This is a genomic window from Mesobacillus subterraneus, from assembly GCF_020524355.2.
Classification (GTDB): domain Bacteria; phylum Bacillota; class Bacilli; order Bacillales; family Cytobacillaceae; genus Mesobacillus; species Mesobacillus subterraneus_C.
Window position 1 is genome coordinate 3,531,145 of sequence record NZ_CP129019.1, and the last position, 13,067, is coordinate 3,544,211.

General features: G+C 44.4%; 12 protein-coding genes and 1 pseudogene. 4 read left to right on the forward strand and 9 right to left on the reverse strand.

Translation table 11 applies throughout. The annotated features are described in order from the left end of the window. Window positions 1-96 precede the first annotated feature (96 nt). Genes LC048_RS18435 through LC048_RS18445 form a run of 3 tightly spaced genes read left to right on the forward strand, consistent with a single transcriptional unit; the run spans window position 97 to window position 4,001 of the window. Window positions 97-2,283: a GNAT family N-acetyltransferase gene (locus LC048_RS18435; RefSeq protein WP_306048389.1), complete on the forward strand. Its 2,187-nt coding sequence runs from the start codon at window positions 97-99 to the stop codon at window positions 2,281-2,283. A 42-nt stretch (window positions 2,284-2,325) separates the two neighbouring features. Next, window positions 2,326-3,135 (forward strand): hypothetical protein, encoded by an 810-nt coding sequence (locus LC048_RS18440; RefSeq protein WP_306048390.1) that lies wholly within the window; start codon window positions 2,326-2,328, stop codon window positions 3,133-3,135. Between the two features lie 11 nt (window positions 3,136-3,146). Continuing rightward, complete coding sequence (locus LC048_RS18445) at window positions 3,147-4,001, forward strand: amidohydrolase family protein (protein WP_226602420.1); 855 nt, start codon at window positions 3,147-3,149, stop codon at window positions 3,999-4,001. Window positions 4,002-4,066: 65 nt separating this feature from the next. Here the strand turns inward: LC048_RS18445 and LC048_RS18450 are convergent, their stop codons facing one another. The 8 genes and pseudogenes from LC048_RS18450 to LC048_RS18485 all read right to left on the reverse strand — a co-directional run. After that, entirely contained in the window at window positions 4,067-5,665 is a 1,599-nt protein-coding gene (locus LC048_RS18450) for an aspartate:alanine exchanger family transporter (protein WP_226602419.1), read from the reverse strand. A gap of 753 nt (window positions 5,666-6,418) precedes the next feature. Beyond that, a complete protein-coding gene (locus LC048_RS18455) occupies window positions 6,419-7,477 on the reverse strand; it encodes an aromatic acid exporter family protein (RefSeq protein ID WP_226602417.1) in 1,059 nt (352 codons plus the stop codon). Window positions 7,478-7,846: 369 nt separating this feature from the next. Continuing rightward, complete coding sequence (locus LC048_RS18460) at window positions 7,847-8,536, reverse strand: hypothetical protein (protein ID WP_226602416.1); 690 nt, start codon at window positions 8,534-8,536, stop codon at window positions 7,847-7,849. Continuing rightward, entirely contained in the window at window positions 8,533-9,288 is a 756-nt protein-coding gene (locus LC048_RS18465; protein WP_306048393.1) for a hypothetical protein, read from the reverse strand. The genes LC048_RS18460 and LC048_RS18465 overlap by 4 nt, the downstream gene beginning before the upstream one ends. After that, window positions 9,263-10,165, reverse strand: a complete 903-nt coding sequence (locus tag LC048_RS18470; RefSeq protein WP_226602412.1) for an ABC transporter ATP-binding protein — start codon at window positions 10,163-10,165, stop codon at window positions 9,263-9,265. The genes LC048_RS18465 and LC048_RS18470 overlap by 26 nt, the downstream gene beginning before the upstream one ends. Further along, on the reverse strand, window positions 10,162-10,548 hold the full coding sequence (locus LC048_RS18475) for a GntR family transcriptional regulator (RefSeq protein WP_226602411.1): 387 nt from the start codon (window positions 10,546-10,548) through the stop codon (window positions 10,162-10,164). The genes LC048_RS18470 and LC048_RS18475 overlap by 4 nt, the downstream gene beginning before the upstream one ends. Before the next feature lie 448 nt (window positions 10,549-10,996). Beyond that, window positions 10,997-11,212, reverse strand: coding sequence for a hypothetical protein (locus LC048_RS18480; protein WP_226602410.1), 216 nt, complete (start codon window positions 11,210-11,212; stop codon window positions 10,997-10,999). Window positions 11,213-11,280: 68 nt separating this feature from the next. Beyond that, window positions 11,281-11,504: pseudogene (locus LC048_RS18485) on the reverse strand (multidrug ABC transporter ATP-binding protein); the annotation flags it as partial. 74 nt (window positions 11,505-11,578) lie between these two features. On the opposite strand from LC048_RS18485, the gene LC048_RS18490 reads away from it, so the two are divergent. Beyond that, on the forward strand, window positions 11,579-12,055 hold the full coding sequence (locus LC048_RS18490; protein WP_226602409.1) for a hypothetical protein: 477 nt from the start codon (window positions 11,579-11,581) through the stop codon (window positions 12,053-12,055). A gap of 67 nt (window positions 12,056-12,122) precedes the next feature. Here LC048_RS18490 and proC read toward each other — a convergent pair whose 3' ends face one another. Continuing rightward, window positions 12,123-12,971 carry a pyrroline-5-carboxylate reductase gene (gene proC / locus LC048_RS18495; protein ID WP_226602408.1) on the reverse strand — a complete coding sequence of 283 codons (849 nt, stop codon included), beginning with the start codon at window positions 12,969-12,971 and terminating at the stop codon, window positions 12,123-12,125. Window positions 12,972-13,067 lie beyond the last annotated feature (96 nt).

The window sequence follows — 13,067 nt, forward strand, 5'->3', positions numbered from 1 at the left end:
TCAAATCAAAGGAGGTTAAGTATCATGGACAATTCTAAAAAGAAGCTTATTTTAACAAAAAAGGAAGATGGCCCATAGTTAGGGAGGAGAATGGACGTGGCACAATTGAACAAGGTTATTCAAATCGAAAAATATCATGAAGGATTGGCGGCTGGAGTCGCCAAAATGTGGAATCTGAGTCGTGACGGCTGGGGTGGTGATACCCGTGTCATGACGGAGGAGCAGGTAAAAAAGAAGGAAGCGAACTCTGACAACATCGAACTTTATCTTGCGCTCGACGGTGAGGAAGTTGTTGGGAACTGTGGATTGTCTGAATATAAGGAGGACACGGGATCATTATATATCCCCCTTCTCAACGTTCGTACGGATTATCACGGCTATAAAATTGGCAAGAAGCTCTTGCTTCAGGCGCTTGAAAAAACGGTGGAACTAGGTTGGCCTCGACTTGACTTGTACACCTGGGCCGGGAATACGAAAGCTGTTCCCCTTTATAAAAAGTGCGGATTTTTCTGGGAGGACAGGGATGACTCGACCCACTTGATGAATTTCATTCCGCAGGTCGTGAACACACCGCTTTTAAAACCTGTCTTTGAAAAAATCGATTGGTATGGAGACAGCACCAGATTGATAGAAGTAAAACCTGACGGAACCAAGGAAAACGGCTTTACTTTCTATGAATATAGCTGGCAGAACGCAGAGACATCAGCTCGGGTGCAATTCGAACGAACAAGCCGCGGCATCAGCTTGATTGAAACAGACGAGTTCATCCTGCAAATGAAATTGGCAGACCATGAAGTCATCCAGGAGGAAGAACGGGAATTCGAGATTACGGTCGTGAACAAGGGCGAAGCTCCCCTTTCCTTCAAGGCAGCCGGCGCGGACAACGGACGCGTAAAGTATGATTTCAACACGGAACGAATGGTAAATCATGAGACTACTCTATCTGCTACCTTCACTATAGAAAAAGGTGAAGAACCGAGCAACTGGCGGACGCATCCAAGCATTAAAGCGACAGTTTCGATCAATGGGCTTGAATGCGAGTTGAAGCTTGGAATCTTCCCAATCAATCCGGCAAAAATAGAAGCCAGCTTCTCTGGCAATCTATCTTTCTTGGAAAAAGAAACAGCTATTAATGTTGAAATCAGCAATAACTTAAGAGAAACCGCTGTTTATGAATTACACTTTCCTGATGATGAGCAGGTCGTGTTAGCAAAGCAAAATTTCACCGTGGAAGTTCCTGCCCGGGGACGAAAGACGCTTTCTGTTCCTTTAACGGTAAAACAGCATGGATTTTATAAACCTGAGCTGACGATTACAGCAACAAAAAATGATAAACAAAAGCTCCTCTTCAAGCAGGAAATCTCGGTTGCATTCAAAGGGCTTGGAGAAAAGTTCGTTGGAGAATCAACGGATTTCTGGCATATTTTCAACGGACTTGGTCAGATTAATGTCCGAAAGCGGGACCTGCTGACGTCTGCCGCCAGAAACAACAAAAAGAATCAGCCTTTTGCTTTTATGACACCGAAGCTTGGAAAACCATATTCACTCGAGTTCACCAAGAAAAAGCCTTCCTCGGTCACCTGGGAGATCCATGATTCATCGATTGATATGAAGATATGTATGGAATCTGCCGAGATGGAAGGACTGCACTTAACTCAAACATATCGTTTGTTCGGTGATGGCATCGTCCACACTTGGGCTCAGGTTGAAAATAAAGGTGAGAAAGTCCATCCTGATGTGGCTTTCAGTCAGCCCGTCTATCATGAGATGGAGCAGGTTTACTTCCCGCTTGACGGCGAGGTTGTGCATTTTTCCGAAAACCGGATCATGGAAATTGGTGAGCTGGACTCTGAGAGAATCACTGGAAACTGGTATTTTACCGAAGGACATTCCGTCCCAATCGGACTGACTTGGTCTGAGGGCAGCAATGCCGGCCCTGAAAGCTGGCAGTTCATCATCGAGGACCAATTTGGAAAGCTGTTGCCTGGTTCCAAAGCTGTATCTGGAACCATAACCCTTTCACTTGGAGCTTTCCAGAATGTTGAGGAGTTCATCGCCTATGCAGAGCAAGTTCAAGCTCGAGAGAAGCCTGAAACGATTAGCGATTTCAAGTTCAAGGCTGAGAAACTTATCATCCAGCCTGATACTGACATGGCTTTCACTTTAACAACTCATCGAAATAGCTTTCTTGATGGAATAATAACAATGGGAGATGAGTTTCACGCGGTTACCGCTGATATGGAGAAAACCTCTTATTCTATCAATTTATTAACTGCAGGCTAGAAGCCGCTGTCCATTGTTGAAGCCACTTACGCAGGCAACGGAATGTCAGCTAGATTCAAAGAGTTGCTAATCTCTCCTTCAGGATGCGTGAATACCAGCATGGAAGATGGCAACTTCATTGTCGATAATGGTGTCATTACACTAAAGTCAGATCCAGGTTTCTATCCAGGTATCTATTCAATGAAAGTGAATGGCCGTGAATGGCTCGCCAACTCCTATCCAGAGCTGACGGCAAAAAGCTGGTGGAATCCATGGGCCGGCGGAATGAAGACTGTCCCGAACGGAATCAATACCTTCTCCTTGTTAAAAGAAAACAGCGATGCCGAAGTGGTCGAATTGACGGACAGTGAAGGCAACAAATGGACTGGTCTGGCGATCACCACCGAATTCAAGGAACATAAGCAGTGGAAAGATGTCCAGTATACGCAATATTACTTGACACTTCCAGGCGTGCCTGTTGTCGCTTCTTTTGCAGAAGTGAAGGATCCTGGCGGGAAGAATCTTGCTGATGAAAATTGGATCACAGACATGTTCGTTGGCAGCGAGCTGACCGATGTGCAGATTTCAGTCAGTGACAGCCAGCAGGGTCATGCGTACCAAGCAGGCAGCGAGGAAATTGGTTTGCTGCTGGATGAAGATTCGTACTTTAGCTCCCACAGCTGTGATGATAAATTTTACATGGTTCCAAATAACGATGCATATCCAACAGACGCATATACAAATAAAGAAGTGTTGCAAATTGTCTCAAGGCACAAGGGCGATTTTGAAAAAAGCGCTCCGCTATTCATGCTGTTTGATGAACGCAGGCTGACTGGCGACTTGCTGAAAAAACTGAGAAGAGTTCAATTTTAAAAGGAGAAAACATGAAAATCATCGATGCCCATATACACCTATCAAAAATTAAATCCTTTTATGAAACGGCCGAGAAGCTTTCATTCGTCGACTATTCCACAGCTGGAATCCTAAAGGAGTTCAAGGAGGCTAATGTGGTGCTCGGAATCGGGATGGGCCTGACGGAAACCGATAAAATGGGCTTCCCTGATTATGAAGCCCGGACGCCGATGGGGCTCGATATGGAGGCCGAACTCCCGGCCAATATTTTTTGCTGCGCCGGGGTCAACCCATATGATCTGGATGAGGCAGCCCTTGCCCGCCTTGAAAAAGAACTGCAACATCCGAAGACGGTCGGAATCAAGATCTATCTTGGCTACTATCCTTTTTATGCCTATGATGAAGTGTATGAACCTGTCTACAAGCTGGCGGCGAAATACCAACTGCCAGTCGTCTTCCACACTGGAGATACGTATTCAGAGCGTGGCTATTTAAAATATTCCCACCCGATGGCAATTGACGAGGTCGCGGTCAACCATCGTGATGTGAACTTTATGATGGCGCATTTTGGGGACCCATGGACATTGACCGGAGCGGAAATTATCTATAAAAACCCGAATGTGTTTGCCGATTTGTCAGGACTGATTGTCGGCACAAAGGAAGAGCTGGATAAGCGCAGCAAGGGCCGTTTCCTTGACCACCTGCGCCATGCGCTTGAGTTTGCCGATTCTTACGACAAGCTGCTGTTCGGCACAGACTGGCCATTAATTCCAGTTGGTCCGTATATCGAATTCATCAAAGACCTGATTCCGCCCGAGCACCATGAGGATGTCTTTTACAATACTGCTCTGAAGGTGTTTCCAAAGATCAAACCGTTTTTGGAGTAATGCCGAAATGATTAGAAGAACCTGAAGAAGTCCCATTATCCTGATGATAATGGGACTTCTTTTTGCTATAAAAAGAACACCAAAATCTGTGATGCTACCGCAACTGATATCAGCGCAAATGGATAAGCAGCTGCATATGCAATTGCCGGGTCTTCGGAATCCATCAACTGGTTGGTGGCTCCGAGTCCTGGTGTACTTGTCATTCCGCCGCACAATGCGCCTAATGAGTGAATGATGCTGAGTCGAAAAATCTTTCTTGCGATGAAAAAGCCTGCTACTACTGGCAGGATTGTAATAATCGCGCCGCCGATGACAAGATTGAAGCCTTCCTGCTGGATGACCTGAACAATGCCTTTTCCAGCTGTCGTACCAGCTCCGGCAAGGAATAGGACCAGTCCGATATCGCGGATGACCTGGTTTGATGGCTGGTAATAGCGCGCATGAATTGGACCGAGTTTACCAAAGTGACCGATGATTAAAGCGATGAACAACGGTCCGCCGGCAACGCCGAATGTAATCGTGCCGAGCTTAGGAAAATGAAAAGGAATCATGCCCGCGAGCACACCGAGTAGCAGCACTAAGCTCAGAGACAAGATATGGATATTCGTAACTGCCAGTTTCTTTCTGCTAAACAGCTTTTCTACATCATCCAAACGGTCTTCACTGCTCACAAGCGTCAGGACATCACCGCGCTCTAGCCGCCATTTCGCATTCTGGTTGAATTCAAAACCGCCGCGTTCAATCCTCGTGACCGTCACACCGTAGGTACGCCTTAATTCAAGTTCCCTGATCGTCTTCCCAATCAGTTCCAGTGAATCGACGGTGACCTTGCGAAGCTCTACATTATCTTGATTCTTGAAATTACTCTCGACCTCCCTGCCGATATCCTGGCACAGTCTCTTCAAGTCACTCGGTAATCCGACAGCAACTAGCCTGTCCCCTAACAGGATCACCGTATCATTCAAGGCAATGATATTCCTATCCCCGCGGATGACCCGGCTGATGACGACCGTATTGTATTTATTGAACTCCAGTTCTTTTAAGGTTCTTTTATTAATGGCTTGGTTCGTTACTTCGATTGTCATTACTTCAGGCGACTCATCATTACGCACAGGTCCCGATTTCTTTTTCAGATCCTTCGCTAAATCCACTTTGAGTACGCGAGGCAAGAGCTGCACGAACAGCACAACCGCCAGTACTCCGAATGGATAGGCAATACCGTAGCCGACAGACGCGAGCGGGTCGCCTGTTGCCTGAAGGGCAGCCGCCAGACCAGGTGTACTTGTTAGCGCACCCGTCATGATCCCGATGCTTAATGCCGGTGACAGGTTAAATAGCTTGGAAACGACAATCGTCGTAACCGATGCGACCAGGACAATCAGCAAACTGATGATGCCAAAGACAACCCCGCTCGTCTTCATCATTCGGAAGAAGCGCGGTCCGGCAGACAAGCCGACGGCCACAATGAATAACCCTAGGCCCAACTGCTGGATGACCGGTGACACCTGATAGCCGAAATGACCGAACACCATTGCCGCCAAAAGCACCCCGGACGTTCCCAGGCTTAGCCCTCGTATTTTAATTTCTCCCAGCGCGGAGCCAAGAAATAATATGACAAATAGTAAAATTAACGGTTCCTCCAGCAAACCCGGAATTCCCTCCACAGATGATTCCTCCAATAATTGCGATTGTGAAAATCTATACAAATTAGGATAGCACGATGTTAGAACTATTCATAACCCGACAGTGACGATTTTAGTACAAAACAACATCTTGCTGATGAAAACGTTCTCTTTTTGAAGATATGGATACTTTTTATGCGTTTTCCTCAAAGAAGAGATCTGTAAACGGTTATTTTAGCGCTCAAACAGTTAAACTCTTCATTATTTTTAGTGAAAATCACAACTTATCAGCAGAAATACCATGGAGTTCAACTTCTTTTTAGTAAAGAAATTTTTTTTATAGCGATTTTCCCATTTTTATAGCGAAATCCTCTATTTTATAGCGATTTTTCTTTTTTTATAGCGGAAATTTCTATTTTATAGCGATTTTTCTTTTTTTTATAGCGAATTGGAAAATATCGCTCTTTTTTACCAATAAAAAAAAGAGACCCGTTGCTGAATCTCTTTCCGTTTGGCTCTTTTCTAAATCTTTGTAGCTATTTGCTGGCTTTTCCTCAAAACCTGTCCGAAGTTGCATCGGGTTCGAGTGAAGTATCCAGGAACAAAAAGCGCAAGCGCCTCGTTCAGCCCCGACAAGCGCTGGAGGGCCGACCGGTGAAGTCGTTCTTTGACTTCAGCTGAGCGGACCGAAGCGACTCGAGGGGCTAGGCGCTGGAGCTAGATTAAAAATACTACATGTAGTTTCCACACCTGTACAATTTTATAATTTTCTTATCAACAATGAAAAAACACCTATCAGGAGCTTATATCCAATGACTTTTCCAGTAACTTTTGATGCCGGATTTCGAATTTATGAATTTGGTTCAATTCTTCCAGCAAATCGTGGATCGAGACGAGTTCGTAGTAGATGACCGTTTCTTCGGAAAACCGATGGGATTTTGCTTCCCGCTCATCTACTTCGCGCCTCAATAAGCTGAGCAGTTCTTTCACGATGGCATTATGTGATTCATCCATTTCAAAGTCCGGATGGTGAAAAGCGGATTTGATCGATTTCACCATCTCCTCCACCACCTGTGCTTTTTCATCCATCAGGTGCATCGAGGGTAGCGAAACGAGATTTCCAACATGATAATGGACTTGTCTCATAATCGTGAGTTTCTTGAATTCATAATGGATGTTCCGCATATCCTTCCGGTTGAATTGGTGCAGCTTCCATTCTTTCTTTTGGTACTTGCATAGTGTTTCAATCGCTTCCATGTCCTTCAGAATTTTCAAGAACTCGGATCGTGTCTCCCGGTGTAATGGCTGATGCTTCGTGAGTTCTGTTCCCCTGCCTTCTATTAAATCACCTGTCTCCACAATTAATTGCCGGATTTTAGCCTTGATTGATTTTGAGTAGTCAGGTCGTATCACAAGCAGATTCACCAGGGTAGACACTGTCAGCCCGGTCAAGGTCGTTCCAAGACGAATAAAGAAGTTGGATAGATAATGGTCCTGGACAGTTGAAATCATCGCGACGCCTGTCAACACCGCCACCAGCGCACCGTCCTGCAAATGCAGCCTGTGGCAAGCTATTATTGTCGCGACAGCAACGAGCATATAAGTTAATGGGCTGTCTCCGAACGCAAAGTTGAAAACGACGGAAAAAGCAGCGCCAATCGCCGATGCAGGGAATCGTACATATGCTTTTTTTATCGAATCTGCCGCGGTAGGTTCAATCGTCACAATCGCTGTGATCACGGCGAACATCGGGGGCCAGCCTAACAGGTCGCAAATCAATGCTGTAATAAACACAGCAATCCCCGTTTTCAGAACCCTACCTCCGACAAAATTGAATTTTTTTAGTATAGCCATTTTGCATTCCTCATTTTTAAAAAGAAAAGTATAAAATTTTTGATTTAGATTAGTGTCCAGCTCCAGCGCCTAGCCCCTCGAGTCGCTTGTCTAGCTGCGGCTCCTAACTCCTCAAGACGCTTCGGTCCTGCCAATGAAGTCAAAGAACGACTTCACTGTCAGGCCCTCCAGCGCTTGTCGGAGTTGGACAGTCGCCTTCGCATTTCGTTTTCGGTCCTGCCAATGAAGTCAAAGAACGACTTCACTGGCAGGCCCTCCAGCGCTTGTCGGGGCTGACCAAGGCGCTTGCGCTTTTCTTAGAACATACACCCATTATACCGTATAGGAACCATATACGAAAAAGAGCCCCTATAAAGAGAGGCTCCTGACTTAATTGATCACATACCCGTCTCCAGTAACCTCGGTATCAGCAGGGACAGTGACATAAAGGAAATTCAACCCCTGCATCATTCCATATCCGCCGTTGTATTGCTCTCCGTCTTCGGTGAATTGGTTAAATGGAAATGCGTTCGTGAATTTTACGAGTTTTATATTCACATGTTCAGCCGGAAAGACTTTTAAAGTTGACTCAGTCAGTTCTATATCTGGTGATTTGAAGCGATCGGTTATATCAATATTATGAACATAGGAGTAAGTGGAGTAATAAGTGACTTCTACTTTCCCCTCAAGAGAATCCACCTTCTCAATGAAAATCATCACATTCTCACCCATGAACTCAATATCCAGAAGCTTACCCTTAATCGGAAAATCCCAGTTTTCTTTTTTTGTCAGTCCTTCCGCCTCTTCAATCCTTCCAGATTCGACTATAGAATATATATCGCTATTCAACCTATCGTTTTCTGCTAATTCCTTGTCAGTCAAATACTCAGCTTCTAAAGTCCCCTCCACAGGCACCATGGTTGATAGAAGTCCTGCCACCAGCAGGATTATCAAGTATCCTGAAAAGACCTTTGAGATGCCGCTGCCGCTCATGAATCTGGCACCGAAAACTCTGTTTGAAAAACTTCCGATACTAAACATTAAAAGTAAGATGAAAAATAGCAAGTAGACTAGACTCATTTCCTCACCTCCAGGCTATTCGAAATCCAACAGGCCGCTATTCCGTAGGCAAGCGCGGATGTAAGCAGCACTTTTACTAAAAACAGGAGAAATGACGTTTCTTTCACAAAAATTTGACCAATATCAATCACAAGGGTAGACTCGCTCGCCAGGAAGACATTTATGAACATACTGCCGAAAAGGAGCGCAGGGATGATGACCATAAAAGCCTTATTCTTTTGGACCAGCATCCCAACCAGGTAGCCCAGTGCTGTGAAAAGGAACAAATACAAGATAGTGGCAGCAAGGCCTTCTGCCATTTGCAGCACTGTCATGGGCTGGCTTTCAATGAATTCCCGGTCCTTCTGGAATATAAATGCCAGCTTCAACGATTGGCTTGCAAGCACAAACGTAACCCCGCCGATGACACTTGCCCATCCAAGGAACAGGATATTCGATAAGTGGCTGCTCAGCCTGTTGGCCACAAAAGAGTAATCATCATATCGATAAGCCTGGGTGGTGACGACGATGGCTGAGATGAAGTCCCAGATCATCATGAATGCAAGGATGAAATTGCCTGAATAATAGTTCGCATCATAGCTGAAAGTATCGGATCCTCCGCCACCGCCTCCTTCACCGCCAAGCGAAAAAAGAATCCCAATTATCTGCAGCATCATCAGCGACGTGAACATTCCCCGGTACGATTTCAATTTAAAACGAAGCTGCTTTTTCACAACATCCCAAAGGCTAACCTTTGTTAAATACATCATCAATCCCGCCTTTCTCCTGGCTCGTCAAGTACAGACAGAGGTCTTCGTTTGAAATCGTCGAGAACTCCAGGCTGAGCTTCATAGCTGCAGCAATTTGGTCATCAGAGAGGTCATTGCGAATCACCGCATATGTTCTTCCGAAATCGGTATTGCTTTTATGAAAGATCTCATGGCCGCGCAGCCAGTTTTTCATCGCTTCTTCTTTTCCGCTGACAACTACCGCATACTCCCTCAGCTCTTCAATCGGCATATGCAAAAATTGACTACCGTCCTTCAAGAGCAGTATGTCCTCGAGGATATCCTCGACCTCGTTCAGGTGATGGCTGGAGATGATGATCGTCCGGGGATTAGCGATATAATCCTTCAAAAGCGCACGGTAAAAATCCTTCCTGACTCCGGCATCCATTCCATTTGTTGGTTCATCGAAAATAGTCAGCGGGCATCGTGCCGCCAGCCCAATAATCGCGTTGAATGTATTCTTCATTCCTTTTGACAATCTATCAGGATGCTGCTTCGGATCCAGTCCGAAATAATCAAACAGATTCCGCGCCAATTTCATGTCCCAGTTATGATAAAAATCGCCCGCTGTTTCCAATAATTCTTGGAGATTCAGTGCGGCTGGCAAATTCATATCATTATCAATCATGATCATGTTGGCAGACACGCTCAGGTTATTGAATGGATGCTCTCCAAACACTTTGACTTCACCCGAACTCTCGCGCATGAAACCAGCGGCGATTTTCAGCATCGTCGTCTTCCCTGCCCCATTCCTGCCAATCAGACCGGTGATCTTATTTTCACCGAGGGAAAACGAAAGGTTATCCAAAGCTTTTTTCTTCCCATATGTTTTTGTTACATATTCGAATTCCAGCACGCTCATCTCGATTCCCCCTTCATATCCCGTTTGGCTTCCTGGATCATTTGAATCAATTCCTCTTCCGTCACCTGGAGGTGCTCCGCCTCCTTCACCAACTCAGTCACCAATGACTTCAATGTCTGGTTCCTCCGTTTCCCCGTGATAATCTTCTTCGCGTCCTCCGATACAAACATCCCAAGTCCGCGCTTTTTATAAACAATGTTTTCATCCGCTAAAATATTCAACCCTTTTGCCGCTGTCGCCGGATTGATGTTCAGCATTTCCGCAAGCTGATATTGTGAAAAAACCTTTTCATCCTTTTTGATACTCTCGCTGAGAATCTCCGTCTCCAGCCACTCAGCTATTTGGACGTAAATCGGCTTCATGCTATCTGAATTAAGGATCAATCCCGCACCTCCTTTTAACAGGCTATATAGTGCATTACTGTTGTAATGTACTATATAACATATTATGCAAGATCACAAGGGATAATTAACCAATTCCAAGAAATTTTTCAGATGAGGACTTAATTGGGTGAATAAATGAAGCCGGTAGAAATGGGTAATATCCTTCCGCCAACAAAAAGCTGGTTAAATGAATGCTATTAATCCATTTAGGGTGGTAATTAAGGGAATTAGTTGACGTTCCCCCTCCTACTTGAACGGCCTACGGGTTATTGATGCGATAATTGCACCTTCAAGTGTGATAATTGCACGGTTGATCGGCGTAATTGCACGGTCATAGAGATTAATTGCACCGTTTAGTAAGATAATTGCACCTTCATCCTAAATTTGGATAAAATGATGAACTCTCCCACATAAAAAAAACCCCTCGCATTTCACGAGAGGGCAAATTCTATAAAACTTTTTTATCCAAAGGGCTTTCAATCTTCATCAGTTCCAGCTTCATTTTTTCCGTTTCAAGCAGGTAATTTTCATGTTTCAGTCTCTCAAGCTCGATTTCGTCTTTAATCATGTTGTGTTTGATTTTGGCTACTTTTTGATAATGGGTAGTGATGATTGCGACAAGCGGAATCGAGAATACCATTATGATCGTTAGGGTTCCTGTCATGGAACTTCACTCCAAATCTATCATGATTTTACTCTTATCATATCAAATACAGGAAAATTAAACCAACCCTAAATAGATGTTTCGAATTGCACCTTATGCAGGTTTGTAAAAATGCCTCCTCGTTGAATCAGCTCATCATGGCTGCCTTCTTCGGCAATCCCGTCCTCGGTCACGACGACAATCCTGTCGACCCTTCTGATTGTTGCCAGCCTATGTGCAATCACTATCGTGTTGTCCGGTTGTTCGACAGTTCGGCAAGCATTTTTTGATTGATTCTTTCGGTCTCGCTATTTTATTCCCGATTAATTTTACTAATTTATAGGCAATTTATAGAAAGAGATGAAAGTAGTTGAGGTGAGACATTCGATGATTTCAAAGAGACATTTCCTTTTCAATCTTGTAATGATTTTTGTTCCATGGCTATCGTTATTGTTCATTGGCAAAAGAAGTTTTAAACGTTACTCTGTTGCGGGAGTTTTTATCATCATTTTCGAAATCATCAACCATATGTATGGCCACAAGCGGAACTGGTGGAAGTTTTACAACAAACGAAAGTCTTTCCTTCGTGATGAACTTCCATTTAGTGTAGGTCCTTACATGCCGCTGTCCATGTGGCTGCTGAAAACATCATATGGAAATTTCAAGAAATTCATAACGCTAAATGTTATCGCAGATGGAATCTTTGCTTTTATTGTCATGAATTTACTCAAGAAAGTAAAAATTGTAAGACTGAAAAAATTGAACAATTTACAGTTCTTCCTCTACCTGCACTACAAAGCGTACTTATTGTATGGATTTCAGTATGTATTCGAAAAATGGCGGGGATACCGTGTGTATATGTAACAAGCTCCCGGCTACGTTTAGCTGGGAGCTTTTTCTTTCTTGTTCAAGAAGGTGCTTTACGGATTTCTTATGAAGGAACGAGAACGCCTTCGAGTTCTCGATTCATTTCTTTAGAACGGTTTGCCGCATGGTTGACCGCCTGTGAGATGGCCGTTCCGCCGTTGTACTTCCTTAACGCATTCAAACCTGAGGCTGTCGTTCCATTCGGAGAGGTTACATTTTTCCTAAGCACCTCTGGTGTTTCATCTTTTTCGATGATCATTTTAGCTGCACCAAGAATCGTCTGAGCAATGATGTCACGGGCCAATTTTTCATCCATCCCGTTTTCCGTGCCGACACGCTCCATATGCTCCATCAAGTAGTAAAAATAAGCAGGGCCGCTTCCAGCAAGGCCTGTGAAGATATCCATCTGCTCTTCTTCAATCAGGAACACTTTGCCCATGCTGCTTAAAAGTTCTTTTACATCCTCGATGTTTTCATCCGTTGTGTGTATTCCTGGTGAAATGGCAGTGGCTGATTCCTGGATCATGCTTGATGTGTTCGGCATGACGCGGACAACCTGCTGGCCATCTTTAAGATTATCTTCCATAAAACCTGTTGAAATACCTGCCAGAACGGACACAACCACCTGGCCAGGCACTAATTTATCCTTCAAAGCTTCAAGAGCTCCCGCTGCTCCTTTTGGCTTCATCGCTAAAATATACATATCAATATCTTCATATGGCAGTTCAGCCTGTGGCATTGCATTGATTCCATATCTGGATTTCATGCGCTCCAGTTTTGCAGCATTGCTCTTGTTCGTAACATAAACATGGTCCGCGTGCATTTTTCCAGACTTAACCACACCTGAAATCATCGCTTCCGCCATTGAACCTGCACCTAAAAACGCTACTTTTTTATGTTTTAACAACCGCATTCACCTCATGAATTTTTAATTTCCGTTCGCATTTTATCAACGTTACCTATGGTAACATCTTCAGAATCAGATTCAAGGATATGAAGCCAATTCGGG